This is a genomic window from Alcanivorax sp. (assembly GCF_019431375.1).
GTDB lineage: Bacteria > Pseudomonadota > Gammaproteobacteria > Pseudomonadales > Alcanivoracaceae > Alcanivorax > Alcanivorax jadensis_A.
The window spans coordinates 848,355-870,901 of sequence record NZ_CP080267.1 but is presented as its reverse complement, the minus strand read 5'-3'; the positions used below and the strand labels follow the sequence as shown (position 1 = coordinate 870,901).

At 57.9% G+C, this 22,547-nt stretch carries 20 protein-coding genes; 10 read left to right on the top strand and 10 right to left on the bottom strand.

Going from position 1 to position 22,547, the window contains the following annotated elements; all coding sequences use genetic code 11:
- Positions 1 to 71 precede the first annotated feature (71 nt).
- The 3 genes from KZ772_RS03940 to gloB form a co-directional block, all read right to left on the bottom strand.
- Positions 72 to 1,868 carry an extracellular solute-binding protein gene (locus KZ772_RS03940; protein ID WP_290538558.1) on the bottom strand — a complete coding sequence of 599 codons (1,797 nt, stop codon included), beginning with the start codon at positions 1,866 to 1,868 and terminating at the stop codon, positions 72 to 74.
- Positions 1,869 to 1,884: 16 nt separating this feature from the next.
- Positions 1,885 to 3,486, bottom strand: coding sequence for a LysM peptidoglycan-binding domain-containing protein (locus tag KZ772_RS03935; protein ID WP_290538557.1), 1,602 nt, complete (start codon positions 3,484 to 3,486; stop codon positions 1,885 to 1,887).
- A gap of 69 nt (positions 3,487 to 3,555) precedes the next feature.
- Positions 3,556 to 4,329: a hydroxyacylglutathione hydrolase gene (gene gloB, locus KZ772_RS03930; RefSeq protein ID WP_290538556.1), complete on the bottom strand. Its 774-nt coding sequence runs from the start codon at positions 4,327 to 4,329 to the stop codon at positions 3,556 to 3,558.
- A gap of 69 nt (positions 4,330 to 4,398) precedes the next feature.
- Between gloB and KZ772_RS03925 the strand changes: the two genes are divergently transcribed.
- The 3 genes from KZ772_RS03925 to dnaQ are packed head-to-tail and all read left to right on the top strand — an operon-like array spanning position 4,399 to position 6,372.
- Positions 4,399 to 5,175 carry a methyltransferase domain-containing protein gene (locus KZ772_RS03925; RefSeq protein ID WP_290538555.1) on the top strand — a complete coding sequence of 259 codons (777 nt, stop codon included), beginning with the start codon at positions 4,399 to 4,401 and terminating at the stop codon, positions 5,173 to 5,175.
- Between the two features lie 4 nt (positions 5,176 to 5,179).
- A complete protein-coding gene (rnhA, locus tag KZ772_RS03920) occupies positions 5,180 to 5,635 on the top strand; it encodes a ribonuclease HI (RefSeq protein ID WP_290538554.1) in 456 nt (151 codons plus the stop codon).
- On the top strand, positions 5,635 to 6,372 hold the full coding sequence (gene dnaQ / locus KZ772_RS03915) for a DNA polymerase III subunit epsilon (protein ID WP_290538553.1): 738 nt from the start codon (positions 5,635 to 5,637) through the stop codon (positions 6,370 to 6,372). The genes rnhA and dnaQ overlap by 1 nt, the downstream gene beginning before the upstream one ends.
- Before the next feature lie 87 nt (positions 6,373 to 6,459).
- On the opposite strand, the gene nhaB is transcribed toward dnaQ, so the two are convergent.
- Positions 6,460 to 8,049 carry a sodium/proton antiporter NhaB gene (nhaB, locus tag KZ772_RS03910; RefSeq protein ID WP_290538552.1) on the bottom strand — a complete coding sequence of 530 codons (1,590 nt, stop codon included), beginning with the start codon at positions 8,047 to 8,049 and terminating at the stop codon, positions 6,460 to 6,462.
- Positions 8,050 to 8,551: 502 nt separating this feature from the next.
- Here nhaB and KZ772_RS03905 point away from each other — a divergent pair.
- From KZ772_RS03905 to KZ772_RS03880, 6 genes are all read left to right on the top strand, one after another.
- Positions 8,552 to 10,231 carry a hypothetical protein gene (locus tag KZ772_RS03905; RefSeq protein WP_290538551.1) on the top strand — a complete coding sequence of 560 codons (1,680 nt, stop codon included), beginning with the start codon at positions 8,552 to 8,554 and terminating at the stop codon, positions 10,229 to 10,231.
- A 5-nt stretch (positions 10,232 to 10,236) separates the two neighbouring features.
- Complete coding sequence (gene nudC, locus KZ772_RS03900; RefSeq protein ID WP_290538550.1) at positions 10,237 to 11,037, top strand: NAD(+) diphosphatase; 801 nt, start codon at positions 10,237 to 10,239, stop codon at positions 11,035 to 11,037.
- 12 nt (positions 11,038 to 11,049) lie between these two features.
- Positions 11,050 to 11,697, top strand: coding sequence for a hypothetical protein (locus tag KZ772_RS03895; protein ID WP_290538549.1), 648 nt, complete (start codon positions 11,050 to 11,052; stop codon positions 11,695 to 11,697).
- 135 nt (positions 11,698 to 11,832) lie between these two features.
- Entirely contained in the window at positions 11,833 to 12,885 is a 1,053-nt protein-coding gene (sohB, locus tag KZ772_RS03890; RefSeq protein WP_290538548.1) for a protease SohB, read from the top strand.
- A gap of 194 nt (positions 12,886 to 13,079) precedes the next feature.
- Positions 13,080 to 14,069, top strand: a complete 990-nt coding sequence (locus KZ772_RS03885; RefSeq protein ID WP_290538547.1) for a YhdH/YhfP family quinone oxidoreductase — start codon at positions 13,080 to 13,082, stop codon at positions 14,067 to 14,069.
- A gap of 84 nt (positions 14,070 to 14,153) precedes the next feature.
- Positions 14,154 to 15,143 carry a zinc transporter ZntB gene (locus tag KZ772_RS03880; RefSeq protein ID WP_290538546.1) on the top strand — a complete coding sequence of 330 codons (990 nt, stop codon included), beginning with the start codon at positions 14,154 to 14,156 and terminating at the stop codon, positions 15,141 to 15,143.
- Between the two features lie 39 nt (positions 15,144 to 15,182).
- On the opposite strand, the gene KZ772_RS03875 is transcribed toward KZ772_RS03880, so the two are convergent.
- The 3 genes from KZ772_RS03875 to KZ772_RS03865 form a co-directional block, all read right to left on the bottom strand.
- Positions 15,183 to 15,674, bottom strand: a complete 492-nt coding sequence (locus KZ772_RS03875; RefSeq protein ID WP_290538545.1) for a DUF934 domain-containing protein — start codon at positions 15,672 to 15,674, stop codon at positions 15,183 to 15,185.
- Positions 15,667 to 17,313, bottom strand: coding sequence for a nitrite/sulfite reductase (locus tag KZ772_RS03870; protein ID WP_290538544.1), 1,647 nt, complete (start codon positions 17,311 to 17,313; stop codon positions 15,667 to 15,669). Before KZ772_RS03870 ends, KZ772_RS03875 begins: the two co-directional genes overlap by 8 nt.
- 146 nt (positions 17,314 to 17,459) lie before the next feature.
- Positions 17,460 to 17,693 (bottom strand): DUF2970 domain-containing protein, encoded by a 234-nt coding sequence (locus KZ772_RS03865; protein WP_290538543.1) that lies wholly within the window; start codon positions 17,691 to 17,693, stop codon positions 17,460 to 17,462.
- Positions 17,694 to 17,893: 200 nt separating this feature from the next.
- Between KZ772_RS03865 and nfuA the strand changes: the two genes are divergently transcribed.
- Positions 17,894 to 18,490, top strand: a complete 597-nt coding sequence (gene nfuA / locus KZ772_RS03860) for a Fe-S biogenesis protein NfuA (protein WP_290538542.1) — start codon at positions 17,894 to 17,896, stop codon at positions 18,488 to 18,490.
- A 113-nt stretch (positions 18,491 to 18,603) separates the two neighbouring features.
- On the opposite strand, the gene KZ772_RS03855 is transcribed toward nfuA, so the two are convergent.
- Genes KZ772_RS03855 through KZ772_RS03845 form a run of 3 tightly spaced genes read right to left on the bottom strand, consistent with a single transcriptional unit; the run spans position 18,604 to position 22,485 of the window.
- Positions 18,604 to 19,395: a M48 family metallopeptidase gene (locus KZ772_RS03855; protein WP_290538541.1), complete on the bottom strand. Its 792-nt coding sequence runs from the start codon at positions 19,393 to 19,395 to the stop codon at positions 18,604 to 18,606.
- Positions 19,396 to 19,402: 7 nt separating this feature from the next.
- Entirely contained in the window at positions 19,403 to 21,064 is a 1,662-nt protein-coding gene (locus KZ772_RS03850) for an AarF/UbiB family protein (RefSeq protein WP_290538540.1), read from the bottom strand.
- Positions 21,061 to 22,485: a haloalkane dehalogenase gene (locus tag KZ772_RS03845; RefSeq protein WP_290538539.1), complete on the bottom strand. Its 1,425-nt coding sequence runs from the start codon at positions 22,483 to 22,485 to the stop codon at positions 21,061 to 21,063. Before KZ772_RS03845 ends, KZ772_RS03850 begins: the two co-directional genes overlap by 4 nt.
- Between the last annotated feature and the right edge of the window lie 62 nt (positions 22,486 to 22,547).

Below are 22,547 nucleotides of genomic sequence, written 5' to 3'. Positions count from 1 at the left end.
CGGAGAATCGGGGCCTGACAACGCGGAAACGAGGCCGGTCTTGTTGCATGTCTACGTGAAGCGTGCGCGTATTATTTATTTTTCATCCACCAGGTATCCAGACCCAACCCGAACGGTATCGGTTCCGAAGGCCGGGAAAATCTGTCCCACCAGGCAACCCGGTGATGGCGGATATGGTAATTCAGGACGCCGTAATGCTGGTAGCGCAACATCCGGTCCAGTGCTTGCAGGCTCAGGACATAGTCTGCCTCTTCTTTTGCAGAGTGGGCGGTGCGAATCAGATAATCGATAACCGGATGGCTGATGCCCGCCAGGTTCTTGCTGCCGATGATATCCGCACTGCTTGACGCGAAATAATTGGTCAGCTCCGGCCCGGGGTAGTCCCGCATCGGCAGTACAAACAGCACCACATCATAGTCAAAGTTGTCCAGGCGCTCCTTGTAGGCGGCGGGCTCCACTTCCCGATAGTCGGCTTCAATGCCCAGTCGCTTCAGGTTACGGAACCAGGGGGCAAGGATGCGGTAAATGCCGGGGTTATGGGAATTGAGGACAGTAAAACGTAAAGGCTTGCCTTGTGCATTGACCAGCTTGTGATCCTGCAGGCGCCAACCGCTGGCCTGTAGCAGCGATAGCGCTTCGCGCATGCGATTGCGGATCTGGCCACTGCCGTCATTCACCGGGGGATGGATGTCGGCAGTGAAGAAATTGTCCGGCAGGTGTTCCGCCTGATCCGCCAGCAGGTCTTGCTCTTTGGACGTGGCGGGAACCGGCGCAGAGTAGGGGCTGTTGGGGAACCAGCTGACGGTGCGAGTATAGGCATTGCTGAACAGGTTGCGATTGGACCATTCAAAGTCAAATAGCAGGCTGGCGGCCTTGCGCACATTCAGGTCATTAAACGGGGCTTTGCGGGTATTGAAAAAGAAAGCCTGCACCGGTCGAGGCATCTGGTGAGGAATTTCCTGTTTGATGATCTGACCCTGTTTCACGGCAGCAAAATCGTAGGCAGTAGCCCAATGCTTCGAACTGTAATCGTAATGCAGGTCATAATCACCGGATTTGAAGGCCTCGAAAGCCACGTCTGCATCGCGGAAAAACTCGAAGACCACCTGGTGAAAGTTGTAGCGTCCGCGGTTAACCGGCAGGTCCGCTGCCCAGTAGTCCTTGACCCGCTGAAACACCACCTGCTTGCCAGGTTTGACCGAACTGACCTGATAAGGGCCGCTGGACAATGCCGGGGTAAGGGTTGCCCGCTCGAAATCGTTTTTTTCCCAATAATGTCTGGGCAGGATGGGGATCGAACCGACCACCAGGGGTAAATCCTTGCGGCTTTCCTTGAAGGTGAACTTGACGGTGAGAGGATCCAGTGCCTCGACACTGGCCAGGTCCGCCAGTTGCAGGGTGTACTCGGGTTTGCCCTTGCTGAGCAGAATGTCAAAGCTGAACACCACATCCTCGGCCCGGATCGGGTGGCCATCATGGAAGCGGGCCTGTTCGCGGATGCGGAAAGTGGCCCAGCTCCGGTCTTCAGGATATTCCACCCATTCAGCGATCAGGCCGTAGGCGGCGCCTGCTTCATCGCCAAGGCGATTATGGGACTGGTTGCCCATCAGCAGGCTGTCGGCCAGTTCGGTGACGCCGTACATCTGCATGCCGGGGGTATCAGCCGGGCTGATACCCTTGAGAATATACGGGTTGAGGCTGTCAAAGGTGCCCTGGCCATAAAGCCGCAGGGTGCCGCCTTTGGGGGCATCGGGATTGACGTAGGCAAGGTGCTGAAAATCGGCAGGGTATTTGAGGTTGCCGAAGGGATGATAGCCGTGGCTGCGGGTTACCTCGGCGTGGCTGGCCACGCCGAGGAGCAGGGCCACAAGGGCCAGAGCGGTTCTAGAATGTTTTGCGAATATCAACGTAGAGTGTCAGCCGTTGCCCGGGTTTAATGTAACGATTGCTGGCTACTCGGTCGTTCCAGCTCTTGATGTCATTCACCGATACATTAAAGCGGTCTGCAATGGCATACAAGGAGTCTCCACTGCGTACGGCATAGCGTAGCTTGCGCACCATCTTGTCATCTTTCGCAGGAGTGACGGTGCCGCCCTGGCTGGATTCGCTCCACACAGCCAGGGATTGACCGATACGCAGCCTGTCACCGGGGGCCATGTTGTTCCACTTGGCCAGTTCCTTCACGCCCACATCGTAGCGGCGCGAAATGTCCCACAGGGTATCGCCGGACTGCACGGTGTAATTGACCCGTTGTCGGCCTTTGCGTTGCCGGGATTGGTTGGCAGCCAGTCGTGCCTCTTCACTGAGGCTGTAGTCGCCTTTTCCGGACGAGGGCCCGGGAATCAGCAGGGTGCGCCCGGCGATGATGGTGTTGCCGTTCAGCTTGTTGATGCTGCGCAGGACCTGCGGTGTGGTGCGGTGTTTGCGCGCAATCGCGCCCAGGTTGTCCCCGGGACGAATTTCGTAACGGACCCATTGCATCCGTTGGCCTTCCGGCAATTCGGCCAGCCCGGTACGGAAGCGCTCTTCCCGATCAACCGGCACCAGAAGACGGTGAGGACCATCCGGTGAGGTTGCCCAACGGTTGAAAGAAGGGTTGAGCAGATAGAGTTCTTCTACGGATATATCTGCGAGTCGGGCGGCCTGGGTCAGATCAATCTGACCGCCGGTTTCCACGGTGCTGAAGTAGGCCTCGTTCTGGATCGGGTGAAGCGTGACGCCGTAGGTCTCCGGGGCCTGTACGATCTGGGCAATAGCCAGCAGTTTGGGTACGTAGGCGGTAGTTTCCCGCGGCAGGTCCAGGTGCCAGAAATCCGTTGGCCTGCCAGCTTCTTCGTTGCGTCGGATGGCGCGTGATACGGTACCACCGCCGGCATTATAGGACGCCAGAGCCAGCAGCCAGTCACCATCAAAACGGTTCGACAGCTTTTGCAGGTAATCCAGCGCCGCATTGGTGGATTTGAGGATGTCCCGCCGCTGGTCTTCCCACCAGGTGCGCTTCATGCCGAAATAATCACCGGTCGATGGAATGAATTGCCAGGGGCCGGCCGCTCTGCCGTGGGAGTACGCAAATGGGTCGAAGGCGCTCTCTACAATGGGAAGCAGCGCCAGCTCCAATGGCATGTTGCGCGCTTCTGCTTGCTCGATGATGTAATGCAGGTAACGTTCTGAGCGGGTGGTGACCCGGGTGAAATATTGCGGGTGGCGGGCATACCAGTCGCGCTGAACGCGAATACGGTCATTTTCTACAGTCAGGTCAAGGCCGTAGCCTTTACGCAGTCTTGCCCATAAGTCGTTGCTTTGATCAGCTTCGTCCGGGGTGTTGTCCAGTGGGTTCGGTTCATCCATGCCGTTGGCAAGATTGACATCGTCCACTGACGGTTCGGCGGCGGGCATGGGAGGAAGCTCATCCAGGGACTGATTCGAGGCACAGCCACCCAGGACTCCCAGGCCCAGACACAGGGCGAGAGTAGTAATTTTTTTCATAAAAATAGCGACAGCAAAATATTTCATTCATTTTAGGGGTATGGAAAGGGGCCCCACAAGCAATGTCAGCTAAAAGTTGTCTTTCCAGCGACGCAAGGTGGCAAAACACTGCATATCAGTGGCGGAAGCCCCGGTTTCACGGGCTTCACAGGCGCGCTTGAGGGCCGGCTCGTGGGCGCGCAGGAACGGGTTGCTGCGGGCTTCCTCTTCCAGAGTGGAGGGCAGGGTGATCCGGCCTGCCTCGCGAGCCTGGCGTACGCTTTCAAGCCGCTCAGTCACGGCGTCGTCATCCGGAGTGACCGCGGCGGCAAAGGTCAGGTTGGCGAGGGTGTATTCATGGGTACAAAACACCAGGGTTTTGGCCGGCAGGCTGGCCAGGCGCTGCAGCGAGTCGTGCATCTGCTCCGGGGTGCCTTCGAACAGACGGCCACAGCCGCCGGCGAACAGGGTGTCACCGCAGAACAGCCAGCTCTGTTCGGCGTCGTGGAAGGCGATATGCCCCAGGGTATGACCGGGGACTTCCATCACCGTCAGGGTCATATCCACCCCGGCCGGTTGAATGGTGTCGCCCTCGGCAAGGGGGTGCGTCATCCCGGGGATGGTTTCCCGGGCGGGCCCATAGACGGGAATATCCCTTTCCTTGAGCAGCGCGGGAATGCCGCCCACATGATCCGGGTGATGGTGAGTCACCAGAATGCTGGTGAGTTGCAGTCCGTTTTCCTTCAGGAACTGCTCCACCGGTGCGGCATCGCCCGGGTCTACAACCACGCAGCGATCCTCCTGGCGGATCGCCCAGATGTAATTGTCTTTAAATGCGGGGATGGCAGTGGGGCTGTGCAGCATGTCGTGCTACGCTCCTAGATAGGTTCTAAAGGGCCGGCAATCTTTTGTGATCAGGAGTCATTGTCCGTCATGCAGCTGCCTCCACTCAACCGTATTTCCTATAATGCCTCCTCCCCTGAGTTGGGGCGCAATTTTGACAACTGGCTGGACAGCGAGCCGGGCCAGGCCTTGCTGGCTGCCGAGCGCGACATGCTCGGTGAATGGCTGCGCAGTCAGGCCGGTCAGCGGGCGGTGGCCCTGTACAGCGGCAGTGGCCGGGATATGCTGGCCGAGAGCCCGCTACCCTGGCAGACCAGCATCTCTACCCAGGGCTTCGGTGGCACCCGGGTTCGCGCCCGTCTGGAGCTGTTGCCCCTGGCCAAGGCCAGCGTGGATCTGCTTCTGCTTCACCATGTCATGGACTTTAGTCAGGATCCCCACCAGGTGTTGCGCGAAGCCACCCGAAGCATCGCGCCGGGCGGCAAGGTGGCCATTATCGGCTTTCATCCGATCAGCCTGATGGGCCTGGCGCGCTGGTTCTTCTGGCGGAGCCGGCCGGGCTGGTCCGGGCGCTTTTACCGGCCCACCCGTCTCACTGACTGGTTGCAAGTATTGGGATTTGAGGTCGATGGCATGGCCAGTGGCTTCTATACTATGCCGCTTTCCGACCGTGGCCGGGAGCGCCTGCGCCTGCTGGAGTGGCTGGGTAGCCTGCTTTGGCCTCGCCACGGCAATGCCTATTTGCTGGTTGCCCGCAAACGGGCCGGCATCGCCAAGCTGTTGCCCGACAGGCAACACAAGGTGCCGCGCAATACCGTGGTTCCGGTACCGGTCGCCCGCTGGGGACAGCAAAACAAGGAGTCCTGATTCATTGAAGCAAGTGATTATTTTCACCGACGGCGCCTGCCGCGGTAACCCTGGCCCTGGTGGCTGGGGTGCGGTGATGCGTTACGGCACCACCGAAAAGACCCTGTTCGGTGGTGAACCCGATACCACCAACAACCGTATGGAGCTGATGGCCGCTATTATGGCCCTCGAAGCCCTGACCCAACCCTGCAAGGTGGTGCTGACAACGGACTCGCGCTATGTCATGGATGGCATCACCCAGTGGATGGCCAACTGGAAAAAACGGGGCTGGAAAACCGCTTCCAGGCAGCCGGTAAAGAATGCGGATCTGTGGCGGCGACTGGATGCGGCCTGCGGCAAACACTCCATTGAGTGGCAATGGGTGAAAGGCCACAGCGGGCATCCCGAGAACGAAAAAGCCGATGCGCTTGCCAACCGTGGCATTGATGAACTTCTTCAGAAAAAAGGAATGCCGAGCTAATGCGTCAGGTAGTACTGGATACGGAAACCACCGGCCTTGAGCCCAACGATGGCCACCGGGTGATCGAAATCGGTTGTGTCGAAGTCGTCAATCGGCGGCTTACTGGTAACAGCCTGCATTTGTATCTCAATCCCCAGCGCGAGATTGATGAAGGTGCCCTGGCCGTGCACGGCATCAGCACCGAGTTCCTGGCGGACAAGCCCACCTTCGACAAGGTTGTCGATGAATTCATGGCCTTCGTGGATGGTGCGGAACTGGTGATCCATAATGCCCCCTTCGATGTGGGCTTTCTGAACCACGAATTGCGCCGCCTTGGCAGTCGCTATGGCACCATCGAGCAACGCTGTGGCGTTCTCGATACCCTGGTGATGGCTCGCCAGAAACACCCGGGGCAGAAGAACAACCTGGATGCGTTGTGTCGACGCTATGGTGTGGAAAACAGCCACCGGGAGCTGCACGGGGCCTTGCTGGATGCGGAGATCCTTGCCGACGTCTACCTGGCCATGACCGGTGGCCAGACCCGGCTGTCTCTCGATGGTAGTGACAGTGGGGAGCAGGGCGGAGAGATGGCTGCGGAGGCCATTCGCAGGCTGGATGGCCAGCGCCCGGCATTGAAAGTGGTGAGAGCCTCCGACCAGGAACTGCAGCGACACCGGGACAAGCTGGCAGCCATTGCGGACAGTAACGGTGAGGCGACCCTCTGGGATCGCCAGAAAGAAGAAAGCCCGCTGCAGTGAAGCGGGCCGCCACTTGAGCCCTGGCCGGACAAGCATAAAACGCCTGATTCGAAAAAGCGTCTTGCCACTTGTCCCCTGAGGCGTGGTTTAGTGTGTCTTGCCCGGGGACACCTGGAACTCACTCACATCGTGGTGTTCGATCCAGCCATTCTCGTAGAGATAATCCGTAGCTGGCCCCAGTGCCATCATCGACATGAGCAGGCCGGTAACGGACATGACGATGGTGTAGGGCAGGGCCATTACCACCATTCGTCCGTAGGACAACCGCACCAGTGGCGCCAGCGCCGAGGTCAGCAGAAACAGGAAGGCTGCCTGGCCATTAGGGGTGGCAACCGAGGGAATATTTGTGCCGGTGTTGATGGCCACAGCCAGCAGGTCGAAGGTATCTCTGTCGATTTCGCCTTTCAATAGTGCCTGGCCTACCTCATCCACATAGACCGTAGCCACAAAGACGTTATCGGACACCGCCGACAGCACCCCGTTGGCCACATAGAAGGCGGGTCCCTGAATCTGTTTTTCCAGACTCAGCACATATTCAATTACCGGAGCAAAGAGCTGCTGATCTGCAATCACAGCTACTACAGCGAAAAACACCGTCAGCAGCGCGGTAAATGGCAAGGCTTCCTCAAACGCCGCTCCCAGGCGGTGCTCCTCGATGATGCCGGTAAAAGAGGTGGCCAGAATAATCACTGTCAGGCCTACCAGCCCTACCGAGGCGGCATGTGTAGCCAGGCCGACAACCAGCCACACGGCGGTGAGCGCTTGTATCACCAGTGCTGCCCGGTTCTGCACGGTGCGCTTGCGGTCCTGTTCCAGCGCGTATTGGCGCATGATGCCACGCACCTTTTCCGGGATATCTTCGCCGTAGCCGAAGCTGCCACTGATTTCCAGGAACACGCAGGTGAGAAGGCCCATCACCAGCACGGGCAGGGTAATAGGTGCCATGCGCAGGAAAAACTCGCCGAATTCCCAGCCAGCCTTGTTGGCGATGAGCAGGTTCTGGGGTTCGCCCACCAGGGTGCAGACCCCGCCCAAGGCAGTGCCAACCGCTGCGTGCATCAACAGGCTGCGCAGGAAGGCGCGGAAGCGGCGCAGATCCTCGCGGTGCAGGTCTTCAACGCTGGTGTCGTCACCATGATCGTGTTTCTGCTGAAAGCTCTTGCCGGAGGCGACCTTATGGTAGATGCCGTAAAAGCCGGTACATACCGCGATAACCACGGCGGTAACGGTGAGCGCATCCAGAAACGCAGAGAGAATGGCTGCTGCGACACAGAACAGCAGGCTCAGGCGTACCTTGGATTTCACCCCGAGCAGAATGCGGGTGAACAGGAACAGGAGTAGATCCTTGAGGAAGAAAATCCCCGCCACCATGAAAATCAACAGCAGCATCACTTCCAGATTGCTTTCCACCTTGTGCAGTACCGTCTCTGCAGAGGTCAGCCCGATCAGTACTGCTTCGATGGCAAGCAGGCCACCCGGTTGTAGCGGGTAGCACTTGAGCGCCATGGCCAGGGTAAAGATGAACTCGGCCAACAGCAGCCACCCGGCGACAACCGGACCCAACGTCAGGTGGATCAGCGGATTGACGGCCAGAAAGGCGATGATGGTGTATTTGTACCAAGCGGGAGCTTGCCCAAGGAAATTGTGCAAAAAGGCACGGCCAAGCGTGGCTGACATGGCGGAATCCTGCGCGAGGGATGAACGGGGTTTAGGCGGCGGCAATCATACGGATTTGCCGTGCCCCAGTACAGTGCAGTTGCCGGATAAAGAGGGTGGGCGATGGCCGGGATTGACATGGATCAATCCTGGTTCAGGTCTGTGGTAATGAATAGGCTATTTTCAGAGTGTGGCCAGGTTAACAAATCACCAATAAATCAGTTGCTTACAAATGAAAGTTGACGCACTGTTTGATGGCGTGCAAAAGTTGACGCGCCCTTACCGGCCGGTGTTGAAAAGAGTCCGGAGCCTTTTTCTGCCGTCTTGATGGGGGCGTCAGCCAGGGGACACACAACAAATCAACCGCCTGGCGTGTTGGTCGGATAGCAGGGTTATTTGTTTTTGTCAGCCCGAGCTGCTTTTAACGGCCTGTCGACACTTCTATCATGAGGATTGCGGCGTATCCGGGGGTTTCACGGCGTACGACCGATGATAATAACAGTTGGGTGCTTGCGGAGAGTCCATGGTCGCCATAACGAATACCACCTCCCTGACTTTTCTCAAGGAAGCGATTGACGCCACCCTGACGGAAGCGGAAACCAGCCTGGAGGCGTTTTCCGACGACCCCTCCCGTCAGGAAGAGCTGGCACGCTGTGCCGAAGACTTCCAGCAGTTGCGGGGTATCTGTCAGGTGGTGGAGCTGCCCGCGGCGGCTTTGATGAGTGAGGAGATGTCTCTTGCTGCCCGGGAGCTGCGTGAAAAGCAGTCTGATGCACGGGTGCAGGCACTGAGCAATGCCATTGTTCTGCTCACCCGCTATTTCGATTATGTCCAGCTGAAGAATCGTACCCTGCCGGCCCTGCTGATCGGTGGCATCAATGAGTTGCGCCGGGCCGGTGGCAAGGCGTTGATCCAGGAAAGCCACTTTTTCAGCGCCGACCTGTCCCGGCCGCGGAACCCGCAAGCGCCGGACAGTGACCTGCCTCGCTCCGAATTACCGGCATTGGCCCGGCGATTACGCCATATGTACCAGACCGGTCTGTTGGGGGTGCTACGGGACCAGAACCCTTCGGTAAACCTCCGCCTGATGGGGAGGGCACTGGTTCGCCTGGATCGTGCCGCCGGTCATTGTGGACTCAGCCGGTTCCTGTGGATCGGCCAGGCTGTCATCTCGGCAATGGTCGGCGATGACATGGCAATCACGCCGGCTCGCAAGGCGCTGTTGTCTCAGTACGATCGTCAATTGAAGAAGCTGGTCTATGGCGGAGATCAGGCGCTCAGTGAAGAAGCGCCGTTGTTAATGATCAAGGAAAGCCTCTATCTCGTGTCTCTGTCTTCTCTGGACGCGGGGGTGGTCGCAGAAGTGAAGCAGGCGTTTGCTCTGAATAACGATGTCTCCGACGCCATTTTGCAGCGTGAATTGGCGCTGATGACCGGTGCCAGTGGCTCGGTGATTCGCTCCGTGGCCAGTGCCATGCGTGATGAAATCAGTGACCTCAAGGAAAGCCTGGATATGGCGTCACAGGGCGTCGCCGATACTAATTATCAGTCTGTGGCCGCCAGTCTTAATCGACTCGGTAGTACCCTTGCCATGATCGGCAAGGATGATGAAGCTGGCGTTATCAAGCATCAGGCGGCCAAGGTTAATGAGTGGCGCGCAGACCAGAATGTGGAGAGTGCGGCATTCCATTCGCTTGTGGATGACCTGCTGATGGTGGAAAACGTGGCAGCCAATCTGGAACGCAGCATTACGCCGGAAGACGACATCCATCGGGGCAGCAACAATAGTGGCATTTCCCTGTATCAGCTGGATGATGCCCGGATGACCGTGGTTGGGGAATGTCGCGCCGGCCTGGCCTTGGCCAAGCGCTCTATCAGCTCCTTTATGGATAACAACTGGGATGCCATGCATCTTTCCAATTTGCCGGGCACGTTTGCATCTATCGCCGGCGGCCTGATGTTCCTGGAGCTGCAACGGGCCCGGGGTGTGACTGAGGCATGCCACAAATATATCGTTCACCAACTCATTGAGGGCCCTGCGGCTCCCACCCGGGAAAATATGGAAACCCTCGCAGATGCCCTTACTGGCGTTGATTACTACCTGGAAAGTATGGAAGAGCAGAAGCCCATCGGTGACGGTGTGCTTGAAGTGGCGGAAGAAAGCATGAAAGCCCTGGGTTACCCGGTGGCCAAAGTGGCTTGATACCCATGATTGATCTCTCCAGCCCCGAACCCAAGGATGCTGAGCACGCCAGATGCTACGTAATCCATGAGCAGAATGTTCTGATTGCGGCCGATCAGTGGCAATTTCCTGTGTTGCCGGCTTATATGCTTCGTCAGCATCCAGATTACTACTATCTGGGTCTGTTGAACGGCGAACCCTGCTATGTCTGTGAGCTGAGTAACCATGAGCTTGACGACGGTTCCCTGCAGCCGGTGCCGTTACGGCGATTGATTTCCGGCGGCCTGGATGAGGCAGGATTCTCCATGGTGAGCCGTGCCCTGCAGTTCCTCAGCTGGCAGAAGAACCACCGTTTCTGCAGCCGTTGTGGCGCACCCACCGAACCCCACCCTAGGGATCTGGCAATGGCCTGCCAGGCCTGTGGCTATTTTCAGTATCCCAGAATCACTCCCTGCATCATTGCCCTGGTGACCCGTGGCGAGCATGCGCTGCTGGGTCGCTCAACCCGTTTCCCGGAAGGCATGTACTCCTGCCTGGCGGGGTTCATGGAAGCGGGGGAGTCCGCGGAGCAGGCCCTTGTCAGGGAGGTTCGGGAAGAAAGTGGTATCGAAGTGACCAACTTGCAATACCTCAGCAGTCAGTCATGGCCGTTTCCCCATTCCCTTATGCTGGGCTTCCATGCGGATTATGCCAGCGGGGAAATCTGTATTGATGATGATGAGATAGTGGCGGCGGACTGGTTCCATTACCAGTCCCTGCCCATGATTCCGCCACCGGGCAGCATTGCCCGGACCCTGATTGACCATTGGGTTGTGCGCTTCAAATAAAGGACAGTACCAATGAACTACACTCTCGCGCCTCTGGTGATCTTTATCTTCAGCCTAGTTTTTGTCTTGCTGGGTGCCTGGGTGCTGCTTCGTCAGCAATGGTTGATGCAATGGCTCAAAGGGACCGCAGGGCTGATGATGGTGGGGCTGGCCATCTACCTGAGTCTGTTCGCCCTGAATATCTATGGTTACCGGGAATACGCCCAGGAAGTGTCCGTCGCTACGGTCAGCTTCCGCCAGTCAGGTGAGCAATCCTTTATCGCTACCGTCACCCGCACCGACGGCACCACCGAGGACTTCCGCCTGAAAGGGGATCAGTGGCAACTGGACGCCCGCATTATCAAGTGGAAAATGCCTTTCAGTCTTCTGGGCCTGCAGCCAGGCTACCAGCTGGACCGCATCTCCGGTCGCTACTACGCCCTTGAGGACGAACGTTCACTGGACCGCACCGTCTACAGCCTGCACCGCGATCCTGTAGGCATTGATGTCTGGAAGATGGCCCGGGATGGCTGGAGTCTGCTGGTGGACGCCAGCTATGGCAGTGCTGCCTATTTGCCTATGGCAGAAGGTGCCCTGTTTGAGGTTAATGCTGGCCCCACCGGCCTGGTAGCCCGCCCCATGAACGGCAGTGCCCAACAGGCTATCTCCGGCTGGGATTGAGGTTTTGCGGTCACCACAGTCCCTCCCTGTGGTGACCGCCATACCCCATTGCGGCTCTCTTAGGTAGAATCATCCCACTTCTTTTCATCTGTCGCCCATGGACAGGTGCCAATCCTACGGACAAGCAGGTAACCAGTGATTGCGTTTTTATCCGAATACGGCATGTTTTTGGCCAAGGTCGTTACCCTGGTGGTAGCGATCTTGTTTGTGATCGGCGGTATCGCCGCCACCGCTTCCCGGGGCCGCAACAAGGCTGGCCAGGATGGGGAGCTGAAAGTACGCCACCTGAATGAGGAATTCGAAGATCTCAAGGATTCTCTGGAAGCGGAAATACTGCCAGAGGCTCAGTACAAGAAAGCACATAAGGCCAAGCGCAAGCAGGAAAAGCTGGAAGCCAAGCAGAAGAAAAAGGCAGGAACCGAGGACAAGGTGGAACCGCGCCTTTTTGTGCTGGATTTCGATGGCGATGTGCAGGCCAGTGCCGTGGATCATCTGCGCCGGGAAATCAGTGCTGTGCTGCAAGTAGCCACACAGAATGATGAAGTGCTGGTGCGTTTGCAGAGCCCCGGTGGTCTGGTGCACAGCTACGGCCTTGCAGCGTCCCAGCTGCGCCGTATCCGCAATAGCGGTATCAAATTGACCGTGACCGTTGACGAAGTCGCCGCCAGTGGCGGCTATATGATGGCCTGTATCGCTGACCGTATCGTTGCCGCGCCGTTTGCGGTGATCGGCTCTATCGGCGTGGTAGCCCAGATCCCCAATTTCCACCGCTTGTTGAAAAAGAACGACATCGACGTGGAGCTGATGACAGCCGGAGAGTACAAGCGCACCATGACCATGCTGGGTGAAAACACCGAGAAAGGTCGCGCCAAGTTCCAGGAAGAGCTGGAAGAAACCCATCAGCTTTTCAAATCCTTTGTCCGTGACAACCGTCGTGGTCTGGACCTGGACAAAGTCGCCACCGGCGAGCACTGGTTTGGCACTCAGGCCAAGGAGCTGGGACTGGTGGACGAGATCATGACCAGTGACGAATTGTTGCAACTGCGCCAGGGAAGCCATTCTCTCTATCAGGTACAGTGGGAAGCCAAGCGCAAGCTGGGTGAGCGGCTGGGGTTCTCCCTGGAGACCAGTCTGCACCGTGCCGTGGAAAAATTTTGGCACCGCGGCAGCCAGCGCCAGATTCATTAAATAAGCTGCGAGCTATGAGCTGCTAGCTTTGAGACGCGGGCATCGTGCTGCTAAGCGAGAGAGTATTGTCGCCGCGCCCAAGGCTAAGGCTGTAACACCATTGTTTCGCGGGCAGGGTTTTCTGTTTAAAGAGACCTTTATCCGCGTCTCACAGCTAGTAGCTAGCGGCTCGTAGCTTTAGAGGAGTTCCGACCATGAGTTTCCAAGCCCTGCTGACCCGTGAAACCGAGAACGGCTATGAAAACGCTGTTGAAGAACGCGAGCTTGCCGATCTGGGGGAGGAGGGTGTGCTGGTGCGGGTGCACTGGTCGTCCCTGAACTACAAGGACGCCCTTTCTGCCACCGGCAATAAGGGCGTTACCCGTCAGTTCCCTCACACGCCGGGTATTGATGCAGTAGGAGTGGTCGAGGAAACCGCGAATGGCCCATTCAGTGTGGGTGATGCCGTCATCTGCACCGGCTATGACCTGGGCATGAATACGGATGGTGGCTATGGCCAGTACATCCGGGTGCCGGCGGAATGGCTGGTTCCTCTACCTGAGGGCTTGGCTCCCCGAGATGCCATGGTGCTGGGCACCGCCGGATTGACCGCTGCCTTGTGCGTGGAGTCACTGCTCGATACCGGTCTCAATCCTGACCAGGGCCCGGTGCTGGTTACCGGTGCTACCGGCGGGGTGGGCAGCATCAGTGTGGCCATTCTGGCCAAACTGGGTTTCTCGGTGTCCGCAGTGAGTGGCAAGCCGGAATCACACCAGTGGCTCAAGTCCCTGGGGGCCAGTGAGGTGATCAGCCGCGACAGTTTTCTGGAAAATGCCGGAAAGCCGATGCTGAAAGAAAATTGGGCCGGAGCGGTGGATTGTGCCGGTGGTGATATGTTGAGCACGGCACTGAAAAGCCTGAAATATGGGGGCTCAACGGCGTGCTGTGGACTGGCTGCTTCTCCTAAACTGGAAATGACGGTTTTACCGTTCATTCTGCGCGGGGTGAATCTGCTGGGCGTAGACAGTGTTGAGTTGCCCTGTGAGATCAAGCAACAGATGTGGCAGCTGCTCGCGGACGAGTGGATGCCTGCGGATCTGTCTTTGCTGGAAGCGGATGAGGTTGATCTTGATGGTGTAAACGCCTGGGTGGAAAAAATTCTCCAGGGCGGTGTTCAGGGGCGAGTGGTCGTGCGTTTGCCCTGAGCCAATAACGCTTTGGGGGCACTGAAAAAAGCGCGGTGAAGCCGCGCTTTTTTATTTGTCTGAAGAAACTTGCTGACGCATTCTATGGTTAACAAGGAACAGGGGGCATTGGCCGCCATGAGTAATAACAACTGGCTGAAATTCGCATTGCAGTTGACGGCTAAGGGTGGGGCGCTGCCACTGGGGTCGCAGCAACTACTGACTGAAACACCGAGCTACTGGGTTCATCTGGATTATACCCGCGAAGAGAGCGAGCAGTGGTTGCAACAGCAGTCCATTCCGCAGGCTGTTATTGCTGCGCTGACGGCCGCGGAAACTCGCCCACGTGCATCGGAAGTGGCCGGTGGCGTGCTGGTGTATTTGCGTGGCGTCAACCTTAACCCCGGTGCACGGCCAGAGGACATGATTGCTCTGCGCATGTGGGTGTCACCGACCGGCCTTATCAGTACCCAAAAACGTACGCTGCTCAGTGTGGAGGCAGTGCGACAGACACTGGACAGTCAGCAGGGGCCAGATTCCATCAGTGCCCTGGTGGCTGAACTGATTGATCAGCTGATCTGGCGAATGGAGGAGGTGATCGAGAATCTGGAGCTGGAAGTGGAAGGCTGTGCTCTGCAGCTGGAGGAATCCCCCACTGCCAGCCTGACGTCACATTTGAGTTTGTTGCGGCGCCGTGCAATTACCCTGCGGCGTTATCTGGCGCCACAGCGAGAAGCCCTGATCAAGCTGCAGAATGAAAGCCTGTTTGCCGCGGTGGATACCCTGTTGATCCGTGAGGCTACAGACAGGCTGCAGCGCTTGCTGGAAGATCTGGATGCGGCCAGGGAGCATGCCACCCTGCTGCAGGAGGAGGTGTTTTCGGTGCAGAACGAGGCAATTAATGATCGCATGTACCTGCTGGCGATCATTTCGGCATTGTTCCTGCCACTGGGTTTTCTCACCGGCCTGTTCGGTATCAATGTGGGTGGGTTGCCAGGCGTTGAGGATCCGAACGCCTTCTGGTGGTTCTGTTCCGGAGTGGGAGTGATTGCCGTTGGCGTCGCCATCTGGATGCGAAAACGCCGCTGGTTATAGCCAGCGGCGTTCGGTATCTACCGTTGATGTGCCTGTTGTTCAGGCCCGGCGGTAAATCGGTCTTGGATCGTTCACGTCAGCCTGGTAGGTGACGCTGAAATCTTTCAGACCTTGCAGTGCATCTTCGATGCTGCGGTCTTCGCGAATTTCAAAGGCATTGAACCCGCAACGGGTCATGTAGAACAGCTGGTCACGCAACACGTCGCCGGTGGCGCGGACTTCGCCCTCGAAGTTGTAGCGAGTGCGCAGCTCACGGGCATAGGAGTAGCCGCGGCCGTCCTTGAAGGCAGGGAAGTGAATCGCCACCAGCGGCAAGCTGGCCAGATCGTCTTCCAGGTCTTTGGGCTCTTCGCCGGGCGCCAGCCATACAGCCACATCGCCACGCTCGATCAGGGCATCGCGATTTTCCTGCCAGTAGGCCAGCGGCACAATGATCTTGCCCTGTGCCGGTACGCCGTTTTCCAGAGCGTCAGCTTCCAGGCGCTGCCACTGGTTGTCCACGATGGCGCCATCAATGATTACCTTACCCATAGATGCGCTCCTTGAACGGTTCCATGCCAATGCGCTCGTAGGTGTCGATAAACGGCTCGTTTTCGAGGCGTTTTTCCACGTAGAGCTTGATAATGTTTTCTACCACATCGGTGATCTGGTCCGACTCGAAGGATGGGCCCAGTTTCTCACCTACACGAGATTCCTTGTCGCCACGGCCGCCCAGGGTGACCTGGTAGAACTCCTTGCCTTTCTTGTCCACACCGAGAATGCCGATGTGGCCAATGTGGTGGTGACCACAGGCGTTCATGCAACCGGAGATGTTCAGGTCGATGAGCCCCAGGTCGTGCACGTAATCCATATTGTCGAAACGACGCTGGATGGATTCCGCCACCGGGATGGATTTGGCGTTGGCCAGGGCGCACAGATCGCCGCCGGGGCAGGCCACGATATCGGTGATCAAGCCCAGGTTCGGGGTCGCGAAACCGAGGGCATCCAGGGCTTTCCACAGATCGTAGAGATCCGAGGCGGCCACGTCAGCCAGTACCATGTTCTGCTGGTGGCTGTTGCGCAGCACGCCGAAGCTGTACTGGTCCGCCAGATCGGCCACGGCTTCCAGCTGCTCGTCGCTGATGTCGCCGGGAACCCGACCGGTTTTCTTCAGGGTCAGGGTAACGGCACGATAACCGGCCTGTTTGTGGGCGCGGGTATTGGTGTGATACCAGCGGCTGAACGCCTTGTCTTCGGCCAGTTTGGCATCCAGAGCGGCAGTATCCACGGACTGGTAATCCGGGGCAGAGAAGCAGGACTGGATGCGTTCCACTTCTTCCGTGGTCAGGGTCATTGGGCCGCCTTTCAGCTCGGCGAATTCCTGTTCCACCAGTTCCCGGTACTTGTCGGCCCCCAGAGCCTTCACCAGAATCTTGATGCGGGCCTTGTACTTGTTGTCCCGGTTACCGTACTTGTTGTACACCCGCAGGATTGACTCCAGGTAGGGCAACAGGTCCTGCCAGGGGACAAACTCGCCGATGACGGAGCCGGTCATGGGGGTACGGCCGAGGCCGCCACCAGCCCAAACCTGGAACCCGGTCTCGCCGTTGGCATCGTGAACCAGTTGTACGCCGATATCGTGGACGCCGATCAGGGCCGGGTCCGCGTCGGGGACTGCATTCACGGCAATCTTGAATTTACGCGGCAGGTAGGCGAATTCCGGGTTGAAGGTGGACCACTGGCGAATGATTTCACACCAGGGGCGCGGATCTTCAATTTCCTTCGGGTTCACGCCAGCGAATTCATCAGTGGTGATGTTACGGATACAGTTACCACTGGTCTGAATGGCGTGCATCTGCACCTCAGCCAGCTCGGCAAGAATATCCGGCACCTCTTCCACAGAAGGCCAGTTCAGCTGAATATTCTGGCGTGTGCTGACGTGGCAGAAGCCCTTGTCATAGGTGCGCACAATATGAGCCAGACGGCGCAACTGACGGCTCGCCAGTAAGCCATAAGGAACGGAAATGCGCAGCATCGGCGCATAACGTTGAATATAGAGGCCGTTCTGGAGACGCAGGGCGAGAAACTCGTCTTCGCTCAATTCTCCAGCCAGATAACGGCGGGTCTGGTCGCGATACTGCGCAACCCGCTCTTCCAGCAGTTGCTGGTCATGTTCCTGATAGACGTACATGGGACCGATTCACCGTCCTTTATGCTTGAAATTCAACAAGTAAGCGTCGCCCTCGGGGGAGGGAGAGCGGCACTCTAACAAAGCGCCCTTATAGTGAAAAGAAATATCTTGGCATATCGCTATAACGGGGGCTCATGAAACCAGACTTATTTAGCGGCCGCGTCCAGCACCATATTCACGGTGACGATCATACCGATGACCAGCGCCAGAACCAGCACTACATAGACACCGATATAGTTACCGGCATCGCCCTTGGTAAAGTCGCGCTCGCGGTTTTTCGAGCTCTGGACACCGAACAAAGCGGCCAGAATGCTGCTGATGGTCTGGATCAGGGTGGGTTTCTTTTCTTGATCGGTGGAGGTGTGATCCTGCTCGGACATGGAGAATCCTGCGTTTTGGCGATTGGCTAAACGTTATAACTGCACCAGTCATTGTACGCTTGCCGGGCGCTGGGTAACAGCGCGGAGGGTCAGGGTTGAATTCGCTTCACCACGGCACCATTGCAACTGCTGAGTACCTGACTAAAATAGTCAGGAAAGCATTACCACCCCCAGGTGGCCATTCATCCCGAACAGGAATCATGATGGCAGAGCAGTTGATCGACATTACCGAAACCGCCCAGGACTACTTGCGTGACCTGTTGGGCAAGCAGGACCAGGGCGATATCGGCGTGCGCATTTTTGTTGAGCGTCCTGGCACCCCTCATGCAGAGTGCTGCATGGCCTATTGCCCGGATGGCGAGCAGGAAGACAGCGACGTGCGCTATGACTACGAGGGCTTTCATGCCTGGGTGGAAGGCAAGAGCGTGCGCTACCTGGAAGATGCGGTGATCGACTACAAAAAGGACAGCATGGGCGGCCAGCTCACTTTCCGTGCCCCGAAATCCCGGGTGCCCGATATCAGCGAAGATGCCAGCATCGAAGAAAAGATCAATTACGTGCTGTATGCCGAGATCAATCCCAACCTGGCGGCCCACGGCGGCAGCGTCCAGTTACTGGAGCTGACTGAGGATAACGTGGCCGTGCTGGAATTCGGCGGCGGTTGCCAGGGCTGCTCCGTGGTGGATGTGACCCTGCGCGACGGCGTGGAAAAGACCCTCAAAGAGCGCGTGCCGGACCTGACCGGTGTCCGCGACAAGACCGACCACACCGTCACGGATAACGCTTACTACAGCTAACAGCTTCGAGCTACTAGCTACTAGAAAGGAAAAACGCAGCCATGGGGCTGCGTTTTCTTTTATGAGGTCTTCGCTTTTACTAGAAGCTAGTGGCTAGCAGCTCGTAGCTTTCCTCACCCGCACTGCGGTTTACGTCCCGCCGCCTGGGCCTGCTGATACAGCGGCATCACTTCCGGTATGCGCGCGCGCAGGCCGTCAATGCGGGTGGAATTTGAGGGGTGGGTGGACATGAACTCCGGTGGCTCGTTGCCACCATTGGCTGCCGCCATGTTCTGCCACAGGTTCACGCTTTCCCGGGGATCGAAACCGGCCTGGGCCATCAGTTGCAGGCCAATGATATCTGCCTCGGCTTCATGCTTCCGGCTGAAGGGCAGGGCAAGACCATATTCTGCGCCCACCCCCAGGGCTGCCATCACTCCCTGTTTGGCTGCGGTATCCTGGCCAGCAAGAGCCCCCAGCAGCTGCATGCCGCTCTGGGTGGCATACTGCAGGGACACGCGCTCGTTGGAATGCTGAGCCTGCACATGGCCAATTTCATGACCGATTACGGCGGCAAGCTGGCTCTGATTCTTGGCCACTTTCAGTAGCCCCGTATGCACGCCGATCTTTCCCCCGGGCAGGGCAAAAGCGTTGGCGCTGTCTTCCTGGAATACGGTCACTTCCCACTGCTGGTTGCCAGCCAAAGTGTTGGTGATGGCATTGCTCACGCAAAGGACGTAGTTCACTTCACGATTGTCCTTGCTCTGTGGCTTTTCCTCCTTCATCTGTGCATAGGCAGTGCTTCCCATCTCGTCCATCTGATCGGCGGGCATCAATAAGAACTGATTGCGACCCAGTGGTGAGGTGGCGCAGGCCACAAGCCCGGTAGTGAGCGCGGAAACCGTGATAAGACGGCGGAATTTCATTGTTTCATTACTCCCATTCCCGCAGAAAACGGCGGGACACAAACATAAGCCAGCTTGCCCAGCCAGCACTTCCGAGGAAGATGATAAGGCCAAACAGGGAAATTTCCCATGGTGCAGGGGGTACGCGGCCGGCCAGCATCAATGAGCCGCCGATAAAACCGGAAGCCACCAACAGGGCCTGCACCTGTCGATACTGACCACGCTCCAGTCGCGCCACCAGTCTTTCCAGATGGCGCGGGTCAATGCTGCCATCCTGTTGCGGTGGCAGGTTGCTGGTGTGAGGCGGGGCGTAGACCTTATCCACCACATCCAGAGCACGCAGGCTAAGGCTCTTGGCCAGGCGCACCGGAGAGTAGCGATTACGGACCATGCGTTTGAGCAGAGGTTCCGCCTCGGTCATCAGATCGAAATCCGGGTTGAGCAGGCGCCCGAAGCCTTCCAGCGTGATGATGGCCTTGATGAACAGGGCAATATCGCTGGGCAATACCAGGTTGTGGTTACGTACCAGGGCGGTGATATCGGTAAGCAGGGCACTGATATCCAGTTGCGAAAGCGAAATACCGTGGTACTGGCTGATTACGTCTTCCACATCCGATACCAGCTGATCGAACCGTACCGGTTGCCCGTCGGACCAGTTGGACAATACCGCCGCACATTGTTCTGCCTCACGTAATACCACCGAGCGGGTAATCTGCAGGATCTGCTCGCGGCGGCTATGGCTGAGTTTGCCGACCATGCCGAAATCCAGCATGGCAATGCGGTTGTTGTTCTGGATGATGAAGTTGCCCGGGTGCGGGTCGGCGTGAAAGAAGCCGTCTTCCAGGGCCATTTTCCAGGCCGCCAGGGCGCCGCGCCGGGCAATCAGTACCCGGTCAAAACCTTGAGCATCCAGTTTGTCCGTGGCGCGGGCAGGAATCCCCTCAATATGCTCCTGAACCTGCAGGGTTTGTGATGATAGTTCCCAGTAAACCTTGGGTACGGTAAGCCATTTCAGGGTGCGCATGTTCCGGCGGATACGGTCGGCGTTGCGGGCTTCGATGGTGAAATCCAGCTCCCGGGTCAGGGAGCGTTTGAACTCACGGACCAGTTCCACAGGTCGGTATCGGCGAAGCTCAACGGAATTGTCAGCCGCCAGTTTGGCGAGCTGATCCAGCAGTCGCAGGTCGGATTCGATTTTGGCACGAATGCCCGGTTTCTGGATTTTCAGCACCACTTTTTGGCCGCGACGGGTAAGACCGCTGTGCACTTGACCGATGGAAGCGACGCCGATGGGCTGGGGATCGATACGGGCAAAGGCGGTTTCCAGGGGTTTGCCCAGGACCGCTTCGATGTGTGGCACCAGCTCCTCATAGGGGATAGCGGTAGCCTGATCCTGAAGCTTCTCGAATTCGGCAATCCAGTCGAGAGGAAACAGGTCTACCCGGGTGGCCAGTACCTGCGCGAGTTTCACGAAGGTGGGGCCCATCTCCTCCATGGCATGACGCAGCCGTTCGGCGGTGCCCATGCGCAGCATGTCAGGGCGCATGGAACTGCGCACCAGCTTACCGGCGTGCTCAGCCGGTGTGGAAAGCCCGAGGCGACGAATCACATCGGCAAAGCCATATTTGAACAGAATGGTGGCCAGCTCATTCATACGGAGCAGGTCTTTGCCGGTGTGCAGGATGCTCATGGGGCATGTCCTTTAGTCGTGCGCTCCTGATCCAGCAACTGCTGCTTCAGTGTTGTTCCCCAATAGAACCCGCCCGGCCCGCCATCGGCGCGGGTGACCCGGTGGCAGGGTACCAGGATCGCCAGGCGGTTCTTGCCCACTGCCTGACCTACGGCCCGGGCCTGGCTGCCCAGCTGCTTGGCAATATCACCATAGTGCCGTGTGCTGCCGGAGGGAATGCCTAGCAGTGCTTGCCACACCTGTCGCTGGAACGGCGTACCGCAAAGATGTAACGGGGTTGGCGCGGAGTCGGGATGGTCCAGGGTAGCGAGTAGGGTGGGGGTGGGTTGTTCGGTGAGGCTGGTGTCAGGAAAGCGTTGTTGCAGCCTGGCCAGAGCCTGGTCCTTGTCGTCGCAGAAATCGAAATGGATCAGACCGTGAGTGGATTCAGCAACAAGGGCCTTGCCATAGCGGCTTTCACCGTAGTACCAGGTCAGTTGCCCCGCATAACTGTCTGACTCATGGAGGCGAGGGCCTGCAGGTGTGGTCGCTTGTTCTGTCGTCGTTTCCATCGTCAGGGGATGTAGCCAGTGCTGGATAGCATCGGCGATGGCTTGCGGGTTGTCTTCCTGCACATAGTGCAGCCCGCGACCGCAATCGGAAATATCCAGGTTGGGAATCTGTTCCAGCAGCCAGCGGATGCGCGCCGGGCCGAGCACGGCCCCCGGTCGAAACCGCAACAACAGCATGGGCTGGGGCATGCTGCCCAGCCCCTTCTCGATGTCCTCGATGGCCCGCCAGGTCTCATCCTTGCGATCGTTGATCGGTAGCTGGTTGGGCCAGACATACACCGGGTAGCGGGACTCTCGCTGGCGAAAAGGCCTCTGGTAGATGCGCCTGACGCTGCGGGGCAAGTGACGGATGACGCCGAAAGGCAGCACCATCCTGACAAACAGATTACGGTTGATGATCAGAAAACGCCCCAGCCGTTCCTGCCGGAAGGCAAAGAACAGGGGCCGCAGGGGCAGGGGGAACTCATCCCAGTCAAAGGTGAACGGGAAGGTTTCCATAAAACACAGGCGGCTGACAGTGTTCGGCTGCTGTTGCGCCAGCCGAAAGCCCAGTGGGCCACCCCAGTCGTGGAGTACCAGGGTAATGTCGGAGAGTGCCAGCGCGGCAACAAAGTCTTCCAGGTAGCGGTAATGGGTCAGGAAACGGTAATCGATATCGGGTTGGTCACTGCTGCCGAAGCCGATCAAGTCCAGGGCGATGCAGCGATACTGACCGCGAAGCGGCTTTATTACATTGCGCCACAGATAACTGGAAGTGGGGTTGCCATGGATGAACAGCAGTACCGGTCCTTCGCCTTCATCAATGTAATGCAGGCGGTGGCCATTCAGTGTGACGTAACGCGACTCAAACGGAAAATCCGCAAAACCCATGACATGCATCCCTTGCATCGATTTTTTCAACTGTTACTGCTTTTCTGGCAAGATGCCATGGC